This is a genomic window from Variovorax davisae (genome assembly GCF_030316845.1).
Taxonomy (GTDB): domain Bacteria; phylum Pseudomonadota; class Gammaproteobacteria; order Burkholderiales; family Burkholderiaceae_C; genus Variovorax; species Variovorax davisae.
The window spans coordinates 352,327-370,812 of record NZ_JASZYS010000002.1 but is presented as its reverse complement, the minus strand read 5'-3'; the positions used below and the strand labels follow the sequence as shown (position 1 = coordinate 370,812).

At 67.8% G+C, this 18,486-nt stretch carries 19 protein-coding genes and 1 tRNA gene; 14 read left to right on the top strand and 6 right to left on the bottom strand.

Annotated elements, in window-relative coordinates; all coding sequences use genetic code 11:
- Nucleotides 1–36: 36 nt before the first annotated feature.
- The 5 genes from prmC to paeA all read left to right on the top strand — a co-directional run bounded on the left by prmC (nt 37) and on the right by paeA (nt 4,194).
- On the top strand, nt 37–849 hold the full coding sequence (gene prmC, locus QTI33_RS06050; protein WP_286505137.1) for a peptide chain release factor N(5)-glutamine methyltransferase: 813 nt from the start codon (nt 37–39) through the stop codon (nt 847–849).
- Between the two features lie 30 nt (nt 850–879).
- Nucleotides 880–1,206: a Grx4 family monothiol glutaredoxin gene (gene grxD / locus QTI33_RS06045; RefSeq protein WP_286504878.1), complete on the top strand. Its 327-nt coding sequence runs from the start codon at nt 880–882 to the stop codon at nt 1,204–1,206.
- A 13-nt stretch (nt 1,207–1,219) separates the two neighbouring features.
- Nucleotides 1,220–1,714 (top strand): cupin domain-containing protein, encoded by a 495-nt coding sequence (locus QTI33_RS06040; RefSeq protein ID WP_286504877.1) that lies wholly within the window; start codon nt 1,220–1,222, stop codon nt 1,712–1,714.
- A gap of 109 nt (nt 1,715–1,823) precedes the next feature.
- Nucleotides 1,824–2,819, top strand: coding sequence for an AAA family ATPase (locus tag QTI33_RS06035; protein WP_286504876.1), 996 nt, complete (start codon nt 1,824–1,826; stop codon nt 2,817–2,819).
- 49 nt (nt 2,820–2,868) lie between these two features.
- Nucleotides 2,869–4,194: a polyamine export protein PaeA gene (paeA, locus tag QTI33_RS06030; protein WP_286504875.1), complete on the top strand. Its 1,326-nt coding sequence runs from the start codon at nt 2,869–2,871 to the stop codon at nt 4,192–4,194.
- Here paeA and QTI33_RS06025 read toward each other — a convergent pair.
- Complete coding sequence (locus QTI33_RS06025; RefSeq protein WP_286504874.1) at nt 4,172–4,813, bottom strand: lytic transglycosylase domain-containing protein; 642 nt, start codon at nt 4,811–4,813, stop codon at nt 4,172–4,174. The two genes, paeA and QTI33_RS06025, sit on opposite strands and share 23 nt — an antisense overlap.
- Before the next feature lie 10 nt (nt 4,814–4,823).
- Nucleotides 4,824–6,572 (bottom strand): proline--tRNA ligase, encoded by a 1,749-nt coding sequence (locus QTI33_RS06020; RefSeq protein WP_286504873.1) that lies wholly within the window; start codon nt 6,570–6,572, stop codon nt 4,824–4,826.
- A 125-nt stretch (nt 6,573–6,697) separates the two neighbouring features.
- Here QTI33_RS06020 and QTI33_RS06015 point away from each other — a divergent pair, with 125 nt between their 5' ends.
- Together QTI33_RS06015 and QTI33_RS06010 are read left to right on the top strand one after the other, a co-directional pair.
- Nucleotides 6,698–7,354, top strand: coding sequence for an RNA pyrophosphohydrolase (locus QTI33_RS06015; protein ID WP_286505136.1), 657 nt, complete (start codon nt 6,698–6,700; stop codon nt 7,352–7,354).
- Nucleotides 7,305–7,847 (top strand): CNP1-like family protein, encoded by a 543-nt coding sequence (locus QTI33_RS06010; RefSeq protein WP_286504872.1) that lies wholly within the window; start codon nt 7,305–7,307, stop codon nt 7,845–7,847. Before QTI33_RS06015 ends, QTI33_RS06010 begins: the two co-directional genes overlap by 50 nt.
- 19 nt (nt 7,848–7,866) lie before the next feature.
- Here the strand turns inward: QTI33_RS06010 and proB are convergent, their stop codons facing one another.
- The 4 genes from proB to rplU form a co-directional block, all read right to left on the bottom strand.
- Entirely contained in the window at nt 7,867–9,006 is a 1,140-nt protein-coding gene (gene proB / locus QTI33_RS06005) for a glutamate 5-kinase (RefSeq protein WP_286504871.1), read from the bottom strand.
- A complete protein-coding gene (gene cgtA / locus QTI33_RS06000; protein WP_286504870.1) occupies nt 9,003–10,070 on the bottom strand; it encodes an Obg family GTPase CgtA in 1,068 nt (355 codons plus the stop codon). Before cgtA ends, proB begins: the two co-directional genes overlap by 4 nt.
- Before the next feature lie 70 nt (nt 10,071–10,140).
- Complete coding sequence (rpmA, locus tag QTI33_RS05995; RefSeq protein WP_286369136.1) at nt 10,141–10,398, bottom strand: 50S ribosomal protein L27; 258 nt, start codon at nt 10,396–10,398, stop codon at nt 10,141–10,143.
- A 12-nt stretch (nt 10,399–10,410) separates the two neighbouring features.
- Complete coding sequence (gene rplU / locus QTI33_RS05990) at nt 10,411–10,722, bottom strand: 50S ribosomal protein L21 (RefSeq protein WP_286369298.1); 312 nt, start codon at nt 10,720–10,722, stop codon at nt 10,411–10,413.
- Between the two features lie 207 nt (nt 10,723–10,929).
- Here rplU and QTI33_RS05985 point away from each other — a divergent pair, with 207 nt between their 5' ends.
- The 7 genes from QTI33_RS05985 to QTI33_RS05955 all read left to right on the top strand — a co-directional run bounded on the left by QTI33_RS05985 (nt 10,930) and on the right by QTI33_RS05955 (nt 18,486).
- Nucleotides 10,930–11,922, top strand: coding sequence for a polyprenyl synthetase family protein (locus QTI33_RS05985; protein ID WP_286505135.1), 993 nt, complete (start codon nt 10,930–10,932; stop codon nt 11,920–11,922).
- A gap of 59 nt (nt 11,923–11,981) precedes the next feature.
- Nucleotides 11,982–12,058: transfer RNA gene (locus QTI33_RS05980), tRNA-Pro, on the top strand.
- A 374-nt stretch (nt 12,059–12,432) separates the two neighbouring features.
- Nucleotides 12,433–14,166, top strand: coding sequence for a type IV-A pilus assembly ATPase PilB (pilB, locus tag QTI33_RS05975; protein ID WP_286504869.1), 1,734 nt, complete (start codon nt 12,433–12,435; stop codon nt 14,164–14,166).
- A gap of 54 nt (nt 14,167–14,220) precedes the next feature.
- Nucleotides 14,221–15,444: a type II secretion system F family protein gene (locus QTI33_RS05970; RefSeq protein WP_286504868.1), complete on the top strand. Its 1,224-nt coding sequence runs from the start codon at nt 14,221–14,223 to the stop codon at nt 15,442–15,444.
- On the top strand, nt 15,444–16,295 hold the full coding sequence (locus tag QTI33_RS05965; protein WP_286504867.1) for a prepilin peptidase: 852 nt from the start codon (nt 15,444–15,446) through the stop codon (nt 16,293–16,295). Before QTI33_RS05970 ends, QTI33_RS05965 begins: the two co-directional genes overlap by 1 nt.
- A gap of 13 nt (nt 16,296–16,308) precedes the next feature.
- A complete protein-coding gene (coaE, locus tag QTI33_RS05960) occupies nt 16,309–16,911 on the top strand; it encodes a dephospho-CoA kinase (protein ID WP_286504866.1) in 603 nt (200 codons plus the stop codon).
- An 81-nt stretch (nt 16,912–16,992) separates the two neighbouring features.
- On the top strand, nt 16,993–18,486 hold the full coding sequence (locus QTI33_RS05955) for an MBOAT family O-acyltransferase (protein WP_286504865.1): 1,494 nt from the start codon (nt 16,993–16,995) through the stop codon (nt 18,484–18,486).

Here is an 18,486-nt window from a genome sequence, read left to right as displayed (position 1 = left end):
CGCTCGCCCGAACACCGGCCCTCGACCGCCGCGCAGATGCTGGCCGCGGCGGCCGCGCTGGGCATCGAGCGGCTCGACGCCCAACTGCTGCTGCTGCATGCGCTGGGCCGCCCCGCGGGCGAACGCGCCTGGCTGCTGGCGCACGACACCGACCCGCTGCCCGACACCGCCTGGCAGGCCTTCGAGCGGCTGTACGAGCGCCGCCTCGCCGGCGAGCCGGTGGCCTACCTGGTCGGCGAGAAGGAGTTCCACGGGCTGTGCCTTCGGGTCGACGCCCGGGTGCTGGTGCCGCGGCCCGACACCGAGACCCTGGTCGAATGGGCGCTGCAATGCCTCGACGGCCGCTCGGCCCCGGCCGTGCTCGACCTCGGCACCGGCAGCGGCGCGATCGCCCTGGCGATCCAGCATGCGCGGCCCGACGCCCGGGTGGCGGCGGTCGATGCCAGCGCCGAGGCCCTGGCGGTGGCCCGCGCCAACGCCGCCAGGCTGGACCTGCCGGTGCACTTCGCCGAGGCCGACTGGCTGGACGGCGCCGGCCACGGGCTGGACCTGATCGTCTCGAACCCCCCCTACATCGTGGCCGGCGACCCGCACCTGGCCGCCCTGCGCCATGAGCCGCTGCGGGCGCTGGTCGCCGGCGCCGACGGGCTGGACGACATCCGCCGCATCGTCCAGGCGGCGCCGGCGCACCTGGCCGACGGCGGCTGGCTGCTGCTCGAACACGGCTGGGACCAGGCCGACGCGGTGCGGCAGCTGTTGGCCGCGCGCGGCTTCGCCGAGGTCCAAAGCCGCGACGACCTCGCCGGCATCGCGCGCTGCTCGGGCGGAATCCGGCGCACAGTGAAATAATCCGCCCAATCCAATTTCCAGGAGTCCCCCATGTCCGATACCCAGCAACGCATCGACGATCTCGTCAAGAGCAATGACCTCGTGCTCTTCATGAAGGGCAATGCCAGTTTCCCGATGTGCGGTTTCTCGGGCCGCGCGATCCAGATCCTCAAGGCCGTGGGTGTCGACACCCGCACGCTCAAGACCGTCAATGTGCTGGACGACGCCGAAGTGCGCCAGGGCATCAAGGAATACAGCAACTGGCCGACCATCCCCCAGCTCTACGTCAAGGGCGAATTCGTCGGCGGTTCGGACATCCTGATGGAAATGTACGAATCGGGCGAGCTGCAGCAGATGCTCAACGGCAGTCCGGCCTGAGCCTGCCCGGGCGATGAGCCACGACCACGCGGATCACGGCCACGCCGAGCCGGCGTGGAAGCACGACGGCGTGCGCGTGATCCCCGGCAACCAGCTCGACACGAACACCGCCCAGACGCCCGGCATGAACCGGGCCGCTGCGATCGACTTCGCGCGCGTCGGGGCCCAGAAGCTCTGGGCCGGCACCGTCACCATCCACGCCAACGCCAAGACCGGCGCCCACCATCACGGCCACCTCGAATCCGTGATCTACGTGGTGCGCGGCCGGGCCCGCATGCGCTGGGGCGAGCAGCTCGAATTCACGGCCGAGGCCGGCCCGGGCGACTTCATCTACGTGCCGCCCTACGTGCCGCACCAGGAAATCAATGCCAGCGAGACCGAGGCGCTCGAATGCGTGCTGTGCCGCAGCGACGGCCAGGCGGTGGCGGTCAACCTCGACATCGAGCCGGCCGAGAAGCCGGAATCAGTGCTCTGGGTCGACCCCACCCATCCGCACGGCGGCGTGTGACCGCCGCGCGACAGAAGCGCAAAACCCGCCAAAACGAGAAAACCTGGGCATCCGGCGAACCCGGGCACGGCTTATGCTGTCCAAAGAGTGTTCGAAACCGGAGGTGTCCATGGATTCCCGCAGTCTCGTCCCCGCATCGCCGTCGTTCCAGCTGCCGGTCGCCAACCTGCGCAGCGTGTTCCAGACGCACGATGTCGAGCGCAAGCTCGCCAAGCTTCCCGAGCGCGAGCACGAACACCTGCGCACCACCTACGAGCGCATGCTCGAGCGGGGACCCGACCGCTTCCAGGTCAAGCCCAGCGGCGTGCCCGAGATGGCCTCGCTCTATGCCCAGCTGCCCAACTTCACCGAGGTCCTCGATGACGTCCGGCGCCATGTCGCCCTGGCGCAGGACAGCCGCGACGGCCTCGAGGTCACGCCGATGCTGCTGCTCGGTGCGCCCGGCATCGGCAAGACCCATTTCGCGAAGAAGCTGGCCGAACTGCTGGGCACCGGAATGTCGCTGGTGCCGATGAACTCCATGACCGCGGGCTGGCTGCTCTCGGGCGCCTCCTCGCAGTGGAAGGGCGCCAAGCCCGGCAAGGTGTTCGAGGCGCTGGTCGAGGGCCAGTACGCCAATCCGGTGATGGTGATCGACGAGATCGACAAGGCCGGCAGCGACAGCCAGTACGACCCGCTCGGGGCGCTCTACAACCTGCTCGAGCACGACACCGCGCACGCCTTCGTCGACGAGTTCGCCGAGGTGGCGATCGACGCCAGCCAGGTGATCTGGATCACGACCGCGAACGACGCGCGCGGCATCCCGGAGCCGATCCTCAACCGCATGAACGTGTTCGAGATCGAGTCGCCCTCGCCCGAGGCGGCGCGCCAGATCGCGCGCCAGCTCTACGACGCGATCCGCGGCGACCACGACTGGGGCCGGCTGCTGGCCGTGGAGCCGGCGCCGGACGTGCTCGACCAGCTCGCCACGCTGGCGCCGCGCGAGATGCGGCGCGCCCTCATGACCGGCTTCGGCAATGCCCGCCTGGCCGGGCGCGACGAGGTCCGGGTCGACGACCTGCCCCGCGTCAACGCGGCGAGAAGCCGGATCGGCTTCGTCCAATAGCGGGGCCCGCGCCGGTCATGGCACCATGGCGGTCTTCATCGACCGCACCATGACCCTGACACAGAGCCTGCTGATCATCGTCGCGCTGATCGCGACCAGCGCCTTCTTCTCGCTGGCCGAGATCTCGCTGGCCGCCTCGCGCCGCCTGCGGCTGCGCCAGATGGCCGACGAAGGCGACGCACGCGCCGAACGCGTGATGCGCGTCCAGGAACAGCCGGGCCACTACTTCACCGTGGTGCAGATCGGCCTGAACGCGGTCGCGATCCTCGGCGGCGTCGTCGGCGAGGGCGCGCTGAGTCCTTATTTCGCCCGCCTGTTCGGACTCTGGCTCAGCGCCGACGCGGCGCAGACCGCCGCCTTCCTGGCCTCCTTCATCACCATCATCTCGGTCTTCCTGGTGTTCGCCGACCTGTTCCCGAAGCGGCTGGGCATGAGCAGCCCCGAACTGCTGGCGGTGCGCATGGTCGGGCCGATGCAGGTGCTGATCACCACTTTCAAGCCGCTGGTCTGGCTGTTCACGGTCTCGACCGACCTGCTCTTCAAGCTGCTGGGCATGCCGCTCGCGCGCGACGAGAAGATCACCTCGGCCGACATCCTCGCCATGACCGAGGCCGGCGCCCGCGCCGGCGTGCTGGCGGTGCGCGAGCAGCAGGTGATCGCCAACGTGTTCGAGCTCGACACCCGGCTGGTCAGCAGCGTGATGACGTCGCGCGACCGCATCGCCTGGTTCCTGCGCGACGACCCCGAATCGGTGCTGCGCGCGCGCATCGTCGCCGAGCCCTTCTCCGCCTACCCGGTGTGCGACGGCGACATCGACCACGTACTGGGCTACGTCGACGCCAAGGACATGTTCCAGCGCGTGCTGAGCGGCCAGCCGCTGTCCTTCGACCATGGCCTGCCGCTGCACAAGGCCCTGGTGATCCCCGACCGGCTCTCGCTGACCGAGGTGCTCGAGCAGTTCCAGCAGGCCCACGAGGACTTCGCGATCATCGTCAACGAATACAGCCTGGTGGTCGGCGTCATCACGCTCAACGACGTCATGAGCACCGTGATGGGCGACCTGGTCGGCGCCCAGGACGAGGAGCAGCAGATCGTCCGGCGCGACGAGAACTCCTGGCTGATCGACGGCGTGACGCCGATCCAGGACGTGCAGCGCGCGCTCGACATCGAGAGCCTGCCGCACGACGACGAGTACGAGACCCTGGCCGGCTTCCTGATGGTGATGCTGCGCCGGGTGCCCAAGCGCACCGACAGCGTCAGCTGGGCCGGCTACACCTTCGAGGTGATGGACGTCGACAGCTACCGCATCGACCAGGTCATGGTGACCCGGGGCACCCGCCCGGGCCCGGCCGTCAGTCCAGCGGCCGGTCCTTGAAGACCCAAAGGCGCTGGTTGGCGAACACCGCGTCGGGATACGGCGAGCGTCCGCGGCTGCCGTTGTAGCGGCCGAGCGTCATGAACAGGTCGCCCCGCTCGCGGTCCAGGTAGTGGCGCAGGATCACGCAGCCGAAGCGCAGGTTGGTCTGCATGTGGAACAGCTTGGACGGGTCGCTGTCGCCGATCACGCGGGTCCAGAAGGGCATCACCTGCATGTAGCCGCGGGCCCCGGCGCTGGACACGGCGAACTTGCGGAAGTTGCTCTCGACCTGGACCAGGCCCATGACCAGGCTGACGTCGAGCCCGGAGCGCCGCGCCTCGTACCAGACGGTCTGCAGGAATTCCTTGCGCGTCGGCCAGTCGGGCAGCTTCTTCTTGAGCCGCTCGCTCATGGCGCCGAGCCAGCGCAGGTAGGCCATGCGGGCTTCGGTGTCGCCGAACTCCGGGATCGGCGGCGCCTTGTTCTGGATCGCCGAGCTCAGCGCGGTGCGCACCGAGTCGATCAGCGGCTCTTCGATCTGCGCCCCGGCGAGGGCGCTCTGCGGCAGCGCCAGCGAAAGCGCCCCCGCGGCCGCGCCGCCGAGGCACTGGCGCCGGGAAAGGCCGGGCGCGTTCAAGGCCGTCGGCTCAGGCCGCCGCCAGGCGGCCGGCGATGAAGTCGGCGATGCCGGCGGCCGGCACCTTGGTCGCCGCCGTGTCGCGGCGATGCTGGTATTCCAGCTGGCCTTCCTTGAGGCCGCGATCGGAAATGACGACCCGGTGCGGCACGCCGATCAGCTCCCAGTCGGCGAACATCGCGCCCGGGCGTTCGCCGCGGTCGTCGAGCAGCACGTCGACGCCGGCCGCGAGCAATTGCGCGTAGAGCGCCTCGGCCGCGGTCTTGACCTCGGCGCTGCGGTCCATCCCGATCGGGCAGACCACCACCGTGAACGGCGCGATCGCGTCGGGCCAGATGATCCCGCGCTCGTCGTTGTTCTGCTCGATCGCCGCCGCCGGCAGCCGCGTGATGCCGATGCCGTAGCAGCCCATCTCGAGGAACTGCGGCTTGCCGGCCTCGTCGAGGAAAGTGGCGTTCATCGGCTTGCTGTACTTGGTGCCGAGCACGAACACATGGCCGACCTCGATGCCGCGCTCGATCGCGAGCAGGCCGCGGCCGTCGGGCGAGGGATCGCCCGCCACCACGTTGCGCAGGTCGGCCACCGCCTCGGGCTCGGGCAGGTCGCGACCCCAGTTGACGCCGGTCAGGTGGAAGTCGACCTCGTTGGCGCCGCAGATCCAGTCGGCCATCACCGCGACTTCGCGGTCGGCGACGATCTTCACGGGCTGCCGGAGGTTGATCGGCCCCAGGTAGCCGGGCTTGCAGCCGAAGTGCTCCTCGATCTCCGCCACGGTGGCAAAGCGGAAGCCCTGGTCGAGGCCCGGCACCTTGCCCACCTTGATCTCGTTCATGTCGTGGTCGCCGCGCAGCAGCAGCAGCCAGACCTGCACCTTCTTGACGTTGCCGGCGTCGTCCAGTTCCTCGGTGGCCAGCACCAGCGACTTCACGGTGGTCGCCAGCGGCACGCCGAGCAGCAGGGCGACGTCCTCGCAGGTGGCCTTGCCGGGCGTCGGCGTCTTCGTGAGCGCGCCGGCGCCCGCAGGACGCGGACCGGCCGGCGCCAGCGCCTCGGCCTTTTCCATGTTGGCGGCGTAGTCGCTGTCGGGGCAGTAGACGATCGCGTCCTCGCCAGTGGCGGCGATGACCTGGAACTCCTGGCTGACGTCGCCGCCGATGGCACCGCTGTCGGCCGCCACCGCCCGGTAGCGCAGGCCGAAGCGGTCGAAGGCCCGGCGGTAGGCCTCCGACATGATCTTGTAGCTGGCCTTGGCGGCGTCGAGGTCGCGGTCGAAGCTGTAGGCGTCCTTCATGATGAACTCGCGCCCGCGCATCAGGCCGAAGCGGGGCCGGCGCTCGTCCCGGAACTTGGTCTGGATCTGGTAGAAGTTCTTCGGCAGCTGCTTGTAGCTGCGGATCTCCTGGCGCGCGATGTCGGTCACCACCTCTTCGCTGGTGGGCTGGATCACGAAGTCGCGGTCATGCCGGTCCTTGATGCGCAGCAGCTCGGGGCCGTAGCCCTGGAAGCGACCGGCTTCCTGCCAGATCTCGGCCGGCTGCACCACCGGCATCGCCAGCTCGACCGCCCCGGCCCGGTTCATTTCCTCGCGCACGATGGCCTCGACCTTGCGGATCACGCGCAGGCCCATGGGCATGTAGGTGTAGATGCCGGTGCCCAGCTTCTTGATCATGCCGGCGCGCATCATGAGGCGGTGGCTGGCGACCTCGGCGTCGGCGGGCGCTTCCTTGAGGGTGGAGATAAAGAATCGGGAAGCTTTCATCGGTCTCGCAGGGGGCTGGAACGGGTGGTCGGGAGGGCAGGTCCTGGGGGGTCCTGGAACCGGTCGCTTGCCGTGCGCAACCCGGCATGCATAATCGACTCAGTTCAAAAAATTGGGGTTTGATTATGCTCGACCGGGACGGCTTCAGGCCCAACGTCGGCATCATCCTGCTCAACCAGAGAAACCAGGTTTTCTGGGGCAAACGCATTCGCACCCATTCCTGGCAGTTTCCGCAAGGCGGCATCGATCGCGGCGAGAGTCCCGAGCAAGCCATGTTCCGGGAACTGCACGAGGAAGTAGGTCTCCATCCGGAGCATGTGCGGATCGTCGCCCGTACCCGCGACTGGTTGCGCTACGAGGTGCCGGATCGGTTCATCCGCCGTGACGCACGAGGCCATTACAAGGGCCAGAAGCAGATCTGGTATTTGCTGCAGCTGACCGGTCACGACTGGGATCTGAACCTGCGCGCCACCGACCATCCGGAGTTCGACGCCTGGCGCTGGCACGACTACTGGGTGCCGCTCGACGTCGTGGTCGAGTTCAAGCGCGGCGTCTACGAGATGGCGCTGACCGAGCTCGCCCGCTACCTGCCGCGGCAGGATTTCCGCAACCGCTTCCTGCGCAGCAATGTGCGGGCCCGCGAATTCGAGCGCCATCCGCCCGGCGCGGGCCACGAACCGACCTTCGAGCTGCCGCCCGGCGCCAGCTTCGATCCCAACCCGAATGCCAACCTTGCCAACGATCCTGCCTCGACCAACGACCCGTCCCCCTTCCCCCGCTAGCCGCGCCGGTCGCGCGCTCCTGCTGGCCTGCGCGCTGGGCGCCGCCGGCCTGGCCCAGGCCCAGCTGTTCGGCGATGTCGACTGGAAGGAAACCGAGGCGCCGCCACCGCCGGCGTTCGACCTGAACAAGCTGGTCCCGATCACCATGCCGCCCTACATGACGCTGAAGTTCGGCGTCGATCCGGCCACCATCAAGATCACCGGCGACGGCGTGGTGCGCTACGTGGTGGTGGCCACCCACAAGGAGGGCGGCGGCCTCAATGCCTTCTACGAAGGCCTGCGCTGCGCCACGGCCGAATACAAGAGCTACGCCCGCTTCACCAACGGCGCCTGGGACCCGACGCCGGCGCCCGAATGGAAGCGCCTGAGCGAACGCAACTCGATCTATACCAAGGCGCTGGCGGCGCAGGCCTTGTGCCGCGGCGATGCCCCGCGGGCCTCGGTGGGCGAGATGATTCGGGTGCTGAAGGCGCCGGTGCGCGAAGTCGAGTAAGCAGCGCCCCGCGGGGCGATCAGCCCTGCAGCAGCACCATGTTGTCGCGGTGCACCATTTCCGGCTCCGCCGCATAGCCCAGCAGGCGCTCGAACTCCGACGAGGGCTTGCGGCACAGCATCCGGGCCTCGACGCTCGAATAATTCGCCAGTCCGCGCCCGAGCTCGACGCCCTGGGCATCGCGGATGGCGATCACGTCGCCGCGCGAGAACTCCCCTTCCACCCCCGTCATGCCGATCGGCAGCAGGCTCTTGCCCTCGCCGCGGACCTTGGCCGCCGCCCCGGCGTCGACCAGGACCGCGCCGCGCAACTGCAGGTGATCGGCCATCCAGCGCTTGCGCGCCTGGTGCTTGGCGGTCTGGGCCACCAGCAGGGTGCCGATCGCTTCGCCGCGCGCCAGGCGCAGCAGGGCGTCGGGCTCGCGGCCCCAGGCGATCACGGTCGACGCGCCGGAGCCCGCGGCGCGCTTGGCCGCCAGGATCTTGGTGATCATGCCGCCGCGCCCGAGGCTGCTGCCGGCGCCGCCGGCCATGGCTTCGAGCTCGGGGTCGCCGGCGGCCGCCTCGTCGACGAAGCGGGCGGCCGGGTCCTTGCGCGGATCGGCCGTGAACAGGCCCTTCTGGTCGGTCAGGATCACCAGCGCGTCGGCCTCGACCAGGTTGGCGACCAGCGCCCCCAGGGTGTCGTTGTCGCCGAACTTGATCTCGTCGGTGACCACCGTGTCGTTCTCGTTGATGACCGGCACCACCCCCAGCGCCAGCAGGGTCACCAGGGTCGAGCGCGCATTGAGGTAGCGCTCGCGGTCGGCCAGGTCGGCGTGGGTCAGCAGCACCTGGGCGCTGCCCATGCCGTTGGCGCGCAGCTGGGTCTCGTAGACCTGCGCCAGGCCCATCTGGCCCACGGCGGCGGCGGCCTGCAGTTCGTGGATCTCGTGCGGGCGGCTGCGCCAGCCGAGGCGCTTCATGCCCTCGGCGATGGCGCCGCTCGACACCATCACGACCTCGCGGCCGTCGCGCACCAGCGCCGCCAGCTGCCGGCACCATTCGCCGATGGCCGCCTCGTCGAGGCCGCGCCCCTCGTTGGTTACCAGGCTGGAACCCACCTTGACGACGATGCGGCGCGCATCGCGCAAGACGGTGGAGCCGGAGGTCTCGCTCATGGTTGCAGGTCGGGAAAGCGTGGGTCGACTTCGACCGGCGGCTGCTCGGCCACCTGCTGCGCCTTGACGTGCTGGTAGATCGCCTGGACCAGCGGCTCGCAGCCTTCGCGCGTGAGGGCGGAGATCTCGAACACCGGCCCCTTGAAGCGCAGCCGCTTGACGAAATCCTTGACCTTCGCGGCCCGCTCGTCGTCGGCCACCATGTCGAGCTTGTTCAGCACCAGCCAGCGCGGCTTCTCGTGCAGCGCCTTGTCGTACTTCTTGAGCTCGCCGGCGATCGCCTTGGCCTGCGCGACCGGGTCCACGCCCTCGTCGAAGGGGGCCAGGTCGACCACGTGCAGCAGCAGCCGGGTGCGCTGCAAGTGGCGCAGGAACAGGTGGCCCAGCCCCGCCCCTTCGGAGGCGCCTTCGATCAGGCCCGGCAGGTCGGCGACCACGAAGCTCTGCTCCGGTCCGACCCGCACCACGCCCAGGTTCGGATGCAGGGTCGTGAACGGGTAGTCGGCGATGCGCGGACGGGCATTGGAGATGGCGCTGATCAAGGTCGACTTGCCGGCGTTGGGCATGCCCAGCAGGCCGACGTCGGCCAGCACCTTGAGTTCAAGCTTGAGGTTCTTCTTCTCACCCGGCCAGCCGGGTGTCTTCTGCCGCGGCGCCCGGTTGATGGCGCTCTTGAAGCGCATGTTGCCGAAACCGCCGTCGCCGCCCTTGGCGATCGTGATGACCTCCCCGGGCGTCAGCAGTTCGTAGAGCACCTCGCCGGTCTCGGCGTCCGAGATGATGGTGCCGACCGGCATCTTCAGCGTGACGTCGTCCCCGGCGGCGCCGAACATGTCGGAGCCCATGCCGTGCTGGCCGCGCTTGGCATCGTGGCGGCGCGAGAAGCGAAAGTCGACCAGGGTGTTGAGGTTCGAGTCGGCGACGGCGAACACATGGCCGCCGCGACCGCCGTCGCCGCCGTTCGGGCCGCCGAACTCCTTGTACTTCTCATGGCGGAACGACACGCAGCCGTTGCCGCCGTCGCCGGCGGCCACGTCGATGAAGGCTTCGTCCACGAACTTCATGAGAATGTCCAGTCTACAAAAGAAGAAGCCCCGGCAAAGCGGGGCTCCGAACAGATCGAAGTGACAGGCCTCAGGCCGGGGTCACGTTGACCGTGTGCTTGTTGAGTGCACCCTTGGTGCCGAAGGACACGGTGCCTTCGACCAGGGCGAACAGCGTGTGGTCCTTGCCGATGCCGACGTTGACGCCGGGGTGGAACTGGGTACCGCGCTGGCGCACGATGATCGAGCCTGCGCTGATCAGTTCGCCGCCGAAGCGCTTGACGCCGAGCATCTTGGGCTTGGAGTCGCGCCCGTTTCGCGTGGAGCCGCCGCCTTTTTTCTGTGCCATGGAATGTGCTCCTTAGCCGGCGATCGCGCCGATTTGCAGTTCGGTGAACTGCTGGCGATGGCCTTGACGTTTCTGATAGTGCTTGCGACGGCGCATCTTGAAGATGCGAACCTTGTCGTGCTTGCCGTGCGACAGGACCGTGACCGTCACCGTGGCGCCGGATACCAGGGGCGTGCCGACCTTGATTTCGCTGCCGGTTCCGACTGCGAGCACCTGATCGATCACGATTTCCTGGCCCACGTCCGCAGCAATCTGTTCTACTTTAATTTTTTCGCCGGAAGCAACGCGATACTGCTTGCCGCCGGTTTTTATGACCGCGTACATTATTGACCTCTTGGATAAAGATGGCTCCACGGCGAATTCCGTAGAGCCCACGATTATAGCACCCTGGCCGTTTTGCGCCACCTGGCGCGCCGAGGCCGTCCGGGGGGCGGGCCGGCCGTCCCTATAATCGTCGGCTTCCGGCCACCCGGCCTCCATGGCCGCCAGCGCCATCGTCGCACCTCCTGCTGCGCGCAAGCGCCCTTGCCTTTGTCAGTTCACGCCGCCGACACCTCCCCCGCCGCCGCCGTTCTCAGCCTGATCGCCGACGACATGGACAGCGTCGATCTCGTGATCGCGCGCCGCCTCGACACCGGCGTGCCGCTGGTCAGCCAGGTCTCGAAGTACATCATCTCCGCCGGCGGCAAGCGGCTGCGTCCGGCGCTGCTGCTGCTGATGGCGGGCGCCCTGGGCTACCGCGGCGAGCAGCGCTTCAACCTGGCCGCCGTGGTGGAGTTCATCCATACCGCCACCTTGCTGCATGACGACGTGGTGGACGAGTCCACGCTGCGCCGCGGCCGCCCCACCGCCAACGAATCCTTTGGCAACCCGGCCAGCGTCCTGGTCGGCGACTTCCTCTACTCGCGCGCCTTCCAGATGATGCTGGACGCCGACGACGTGCGCGTGATGCAGATCCTCGCCGAGGCGACCAACGTGATCGCCGAGGGCGAGGTGCTGCAGCTGATGAACATGCACGACGCCACCCTCGACGAGGACGCCTACCTGCGCGTCATCCGCTCGAAGACCGCCAAGCTGTTCGAAGCCAGCACCCGGCTGGCCGCCGTGCTGGCCGGGGTGACGCCGGAGGTCGAGGAAGCCTGCGCCACCTACGGCCAGGCCCTGGGCACGGCCTTCCAGGTCATCGACGATGTGCTTGACTACGCCGGGGACGCCAGCGAAACCGGCAAGAACGTCGGCGACGACTTGCGCGAAGGCAAGACCACGCTGCCGCTGATCCTCGCGATGCAGCGCGGCACGCCGGCACAGCAGGCGCTGATCCGCGGCGCCATCGAGGCCGGCGACACGACGCAGCTGCCGCAGATCGTCGCCATCGTGCGCGAAACCGGCGCCCTGGAGGCCACGCGCGCCGCCGCTGCCGCCGAGGCGCAACGCGCCATCGACGCACTTCGTGGTTTTTCTGCGAATCCGCATGCCGCGGCTTTGCTACAATTAGCGGCTCAGCTGCTTGAGCGGCGCGCCTGACGAACCACTCACACGAGTGAACGCCACGGTGGCGTCACAGTTCTCGCAATCAGCACCATCGGGGTGTAGCTTAGCCTGGTAGAGCGCTACGTTCGGGACGTAGAGGCCGGAGGTTCGAATCCTCTCACCCCGACCATTTTTCGCATCGCGTCGACCCGCTGGCGTCCATGCCATGTGGACCGCCCGCCGACGACACAGGCCCTGCGGCCCGGTCGCACCCACCCCTGCCCCAGCCAGCGCCGACAGCCTGTGCAGCGTCGCTGCAACAGCCCCTTCGGCGTCCCCGGGCGCTGTGCTACCCTCGACGCTCGGTGCGTCGAATGCACAGGGACAGCGGGCTCGCTCTGGAGCAGGGCAGTGCAAGGAGGTTCGAACCCTCTCACCCCCACCAGCCTTTCAGGGCTGTAATTGCCAAATGCTCCGCGGAACTGTTGCCGCGCAGCGGTTTACAGCGCTTGGGCGATCAGCGATGATCGTGAAGCAAATTTTCACGTTTCTTACATTCGTTGAATGGCCGCAGCCGAACCCCTCGTCAAAGACAGCTCGCCGATCGCCCTTCCTGGGCTTGCGCGCGCCCTGGTTTCGGCCGGCAAGCTCCCGGCCAAGACGGCCGAGGACATCTACCAGAAGTCGCTCAGCGGCAGGACCAGCTTCATCGCCGAGCTGACCGGCAGCGGCGCCGTGTCGGCGGCCGACCTGGCGCACACGCTGTCGAGCGCCTTCGGCGCCCCGCTGCTCGACCTCGACGCCATTGATTCCCAGCGCCTGCCCAAGGACCTGCTCGACCCCAAGTTGTGCCAGGCCTACCGGGTCGTGGTGCTCAGCAAGCGCAACAACCGTCTCATTGTCGCAACAGCCGACCCGTCGGACCAGCAGGCGGCGGAAAAGATCAAGTTCGCCTCCCAGATGGGCGTCGACTGGGTCATCGCGGAGTACGACAAGCTCTCGCGCATGATCGAGGCGGCGGCGGTGAGCGCCTCCGAGACCATCGACAGCATCATCGGCACCGAGTTCGAGTTCGACGAAGTCTCGGCCGACACCTCGAGCGAGAGCAACGACCCGGCGGTGGCCGAGGTCGAGGACGCGCCGGTCGTGCGCTTCCTGCACAAGATGCTGCTCGACGCCTTCAGCATGCGGGCCTCGGACATCCACTTCGAGCCCTACGAGCACAACTATCGCGTGCGCTTCCGCATCGACGGCGAGCTGCGCGAGATCGCCAGCCCGCCGACGGTCATCAAGGACAAGCTGGCCTCGCGCATCAAGGTCATCTCCCGGCTCGACATCTCCGAGAAGCGGATCCCGCAAGACGGCCGGATGAAGCTCAAGATCGGTCCCGAACGCGTGATCGACTTCCGGGTCAGCACGCTGCCCACGCTGTTCGGCGAGAAGATCGTGATCCGGATCCTGGACCCGAGCAGCGCCCGGCTGGGCATCGATGCGCTCGGCTACGACGCCGACGAGAAAGAACGCCTGCTCACGGCCATCGGCCGCCCCTACGGCATGGTGCTGGTCACCGGGCCGACCGGCTCCGGCAAGACGGTGTCGCTCTACACCTGCCTGAACCTGCTCAACAAGCCCGGCGTGAACATCGCGACCGCCGAAGATCCGTCCGAAATCAACCTGCCGGGCGTCAACCAGGTCAACGTCAACGACAAGGCCGGCCTGACCTTCGCGACCGCCCTGCGGGCCTTCCTGCGGCAGGATCCCGACATCATCATGGTCGGCGAAATCCGCGACATCGAAACCGCCGACATCTCGATCAAGGCGGCCCAGACCGGCCACCTGGTGCTCTCGACGCTGCACACCAACGACGCCCCGACCACGCTGACGCGGATGCGCAACATGGGCATCGCGCCCTTCAACATCGCTTCCAGCGTGATCCTGATCACCGCCCAGCGGCTGGCGCGGCGCCTGTGCACCGTGTGCCGGACGCCGACCGAGGTGCCGCGGCAAGCCCTGCTCGACGCCGGCTTCAAGGACAGCGACCTGGACGGCTCCTGGAAGCCCTACCACCCGGTGGGCTGCTCGGCCTGCAACAGCGGCTACAAGGGGCGCGTCGGCATCTACCAGGTGATGCCGATCACCGAGGAGATCCAGAAGATCATCCTGCGGGACGGCACCTCGCTCGACATCGCCAAGCAGTCCGAGGCCGAGGGCGTCAGGTCGCTGCGCCAGTCGGGCCTGCGCAAGGTCATGCAGGGGCTGACCTCGCTCGAAGAAGTGCTGGCCGTCACCAACGAATAAAACACGCGTCGATTCGCACGCATCAGCAGCAGCACACGGAGAAGCGGAGATCCCATGGCAACGGCAACAGCATCGTCCCGGACGGTCAAGGAATTCGTCTTCGAGTGGGAAGGCAAGGACCGCAACGGCAAGACCGTGCGCGGCGAAGTCCGCGCCGCCGGCGAGAACCAGGTGCAGGCGGCCTTGCGGCGCCAGGGCATCCTCACGACCAAGATCAAGAAGCGCCGGATGCGCTCGGGCAAGGCGATCAAGCCCAAGGACATCGCGATCTTCACCCGCCAGCTGGCCACCATGATGAAGGCCGGCGTGCCGCTGCTGCAGGCCTTCGACATCGTCGGCCGCGGCAATGCCAACCCGAGCGTGGCCAAGCTGCTCAACGACATCCGCAGCGACGTCGAGACCGGCACCTCGCTGTCGGCGGCGTTCCGCAAGTTCCCGAAGTACTTCGACAGCCTCTACTGCAACCTGGTCGAGGCCGGCGAGGCGGCCGGTATCCTGGAAGACCTGCTCGACCGGCTGGCCACCTACATGGAGAAGACCGAGGCGATCAAGTCCAAGATCAAGTCGGCGCTGATGTACCCGACCTCGGTCATCGTGGTGGCCTTCGTGGTGGTGGCGATCATCATGATCTTCGTGATCCCGGCCTTCAAGCAGGTGTTCACCTCCTTCGGCGCCGACCTGCCCGCACCGACCCTGATCGTCATGGGCATCAGCGAATTCTTCGTCTCCTACTGGTGGCTGATCTTCGGCGTGATCGGCGGCGGCATCTATTTCTTCCTGCAGGCCTGGAAGCGCAACGAGCGGGTACAGAAGGTCATGGACCGCCTGCTGCTGCGCCTGCCGATCTTCGGCACCCTGATCGACAAGTCCTGCGTCGCCCGCTGGACCCGCACGCTGGCCACGATGTTCGCCGCCGGCGTGCCGCTGGTCGAGGCCCTCGACTCGGTCGGCGGTGCCTCGGGCAATTCGGTGTATGCCGATGCAACGGTCAAGATCCAGCAGGAGGTGTCGACCGGCACCAGCCTGACCACGGCGATGACCAATGCCAACCTGTTCCCGTCGATGGTGCTGCAGATGACCGCGATCGGCGAGGAATCGGGCTCGATCGACCACATGCTGGGCAAGGCGGCCGACTTCTACGAGTCGGAAGTCGACGACATGGTCGCCGGCCTGTCGAGCCTGATGGAGCCCATCATCATCGTCTTCCTGGGCGTGATCATCGGCGGCATCGTGGTCTCGATGTACCTGCCCATCTTCAAGCTCGGCCAGGTCGTCTGATGTGGGTGTCGCAGGGGGTGGACGCCGCACTGGCCGGCGTGCTGGGGCTCTTGATCGGCAGTTTTCTCAATGTCGTGATCTACCGGCTGCCCAAGATGCTCGAGCGGCAGTGGGCGGCCGAATGCGCGAGCCTCGCCGACGGCGACGCGGCGGCAGCGCCCGCCCTCGAGCCCTTCAACCTGATGGTGCCGCATTCGCGCTGCCAGCAGTGCGGGCACGTGATCCGGTGGTACGAGAACATTCCGGTGCTGAGCTACCTGGCCCTGCGCGGCCGGTGCTCCTCCTGCAAGACGCCGATCGGCCTGCGCTATCCGGTGGTCGAGCTGCTGACCGGCGCCCTGTTCGCCTGGTGCGTCTGGCGCATGCCCGGCCAGTACGGCGCGCTCGCCTGGTGCGCCTTCGCCGCCGCGCTGCTGGCGCTGGCGCTGATCGACTGGGACACCACCCTGCTGCCCGACGACATCACCCTGCCGCTGCTGTGGGGCGGCCTGCTGGCGTCGATCGCCGGCTTCACCGGGGTGCCCCTCGCGCAGGCGGTCTGGGGCGCCGTGGCCGGCTATCTGTCGCTCTGGGCCATCTACTGGCTGTTCAAGCTGACCACCGGCAAGGAGGGCATGGGCTATGGCGACTTCAAGCTGTTCGCGGCCTTCGGCGCCTGGTTCGGCTGGCAGGCGCTGGTGCCGATCATCCTGATGGCGTCGGTGATCGGCGTCGTGGTCGGGCTCGCGCTCAAGTTCAGCAGCCGCCTGCGCGAAGGCGGCTACGTGCCCTTCGGGCCCTTCCTGGCCGCGGCCGGCTTCACGGCCATGATCTTCGGACCGGACGCGATCCTGCGCGCGGTCGGGCTCTGAAGGCGGGCGCACCATGCGCATCGGCCTGACCGGCGGCATCGGCAGCGGCAAGAGCACCGTCGCGTCGCTGCTGGTCGGGCTCGGCGCCAAGCTGGTCGATACCGATGCGATCGCCCGCGCGGTGGCGCAGCCCCAAGGCGCCGCCATGCCGGCGCTGGAGGCCGAATTCGGCCGCTCGGTGATCGCGGCCGACGGCGGCCTCGACCGGGCGCGGATGCGCGAGCTGGTGTTCGCGGATCCGGACGCCAAGCGCCGGCTCGAAGCCATCCTGCACCCGCTGATCGGCGTCGAATGCGAACGGCAGGCGGCGACCGCGGCGCCCGGCCAGACGCTGGTCTTCGACGTGCCCCTGCTGGTCGAATCCAGGCGCTGGCGCGCCATCGTCGATCGCGTGCTGGTGGTGGACGCTTCCGAGGCGGTCCAGCTCCATCGCGTGGTGGCACGTTCCGGCTGGGCGCCCGAGGCGGTGCGCGCCGTGATCGCGCAGCAGGCAGAACGCGGCCACAGGCGCGCGGCCGCCGATGCACTGATCTTCAACGAGACCTTGACGCTGGAGGAACTCTCCCTCGAAGTCCGGAGTCTTTGGAATCGCTGGGCCGGCACGGACACGCGATAATCTCCGGTCCGCCGGCGCGCGTGCGCCAGACAACAAGAAAACGGCGTGCGTTTCGACCCCGCGAGACAGCCCTCCCCCAAGATGCTTTTCAATTCGTACGCGTTCATCTTTTTCTTTTTCCCGATCGTGCTGGTCGGGTTCTTCCTGATCGGAAAGCGCAACGCACGAGCGGCCGCCGGATTTCTCGCGCTCGCCTCCCTGTTCTTCTATGGCTGGTGGAGCGTCCAGGCGCTGCCGCTGCTGCTCGGCTCGATCTGCTTCAACTACTGGGCCGGCCTGCGCCTGACCCCCGGCCCGGGACGCAACGACGTCGGCCGCAAGAAGATGCTGGTGTTCGCGCTGGTGGTCAACCTGGGCGTGCTGGCGGTGTTCAAGTACGCGAACTTCTTCGTCGCCAACGTCAACGACGGCCTCCTGGCCGCCGGCTACTCGCCGATCTCGATGCTGCACATCGCGCTGCCGATCGGGATCTCGTTCTATACCTTCACGCAGATCGCCTTCCTGGTCGACTGCTGGCAAGGCAAGGTGCACGAGCGCAGCTTCGTGCATTACGTGCTGTTCGTCACCTACTTTCCGCACCTGATCGCGGGCCCGGTGCTGCACCACGCGCAGATGATGCCGCAGTTCGCCAACCCGGCGACCTACCGGGTCGACTACGACAAGATCGCGCTCGGGCTGGCGATCTTCGTCTTCGGGCTGGCCAAGAAGCTGCTGATCGGCGACCCGATGGGCGAGTACGCCGACCTGATGTTCAACGGCGTCCACAAGGGCCTGACGCCGACGATGGGCACCGCCTGGGTCGGCGTGCTGGCCTACACGCTGCAGATCTACTTCGACTTCTCGGGCTACTCGGACATGGCCGTGGGCCTGTCGCTGTGCCTCGGGGTGCAGCTGCCGCTCAATTTCAATTCGCCCTACAAGTCGACCAACATCATCGAGTTCTGGCGCCGCTGGCACATTTCGCTGTCGACCTTTCTTCGCGACTACCTCTACGTGCCGCTGGGCGGCAACCGCAAGGGTCCGGGGCGGCGCTACCTGAACCTGTTCCTGACGATGCTGCTGGGCGGCCTGTGGCATGGGGCGGCCTGGACCTTCGTCATCTGGGGCGCACTGCACGGCTTCTTCCTGATGGTCAACCACCTCTGGAACGCCAAGGTGCGCCGCAATGCCAAGCCCGGCCGGGTGGCGCGCCTGCTCGGCTGGCTGCTGACCTTCGTCTGCGTGATGATCGCCTGGGTGGTGTTCCGGGCCGAGAGCATGCACGCCGCGACCACCATCTACCAAGCCATGCTCGGGCTGCACGGCACCTCCGATTCGGTGTTCAGCGAACTGGGGGCCGTGCCCTACCGCAAGAACGACTTCTTCCATACGCTGCTGGTCGGGCTGTTCATCTGCCTGGTGATGCCGCCGACCATCACGCTGCAGCGCTGGGTGCCGCAGTTGCAGGCGCTGGCCGGCCGGCCGCGCCTGGCCTGGGTGTTCACGGCGCTGATGGCCGCCTTCACGGTGTACCTGCTGGGCGTCTGCGTTTCGAAGCTGGGCTCGTACAGCCCCTTCCTCTATTTCCAATTCTGA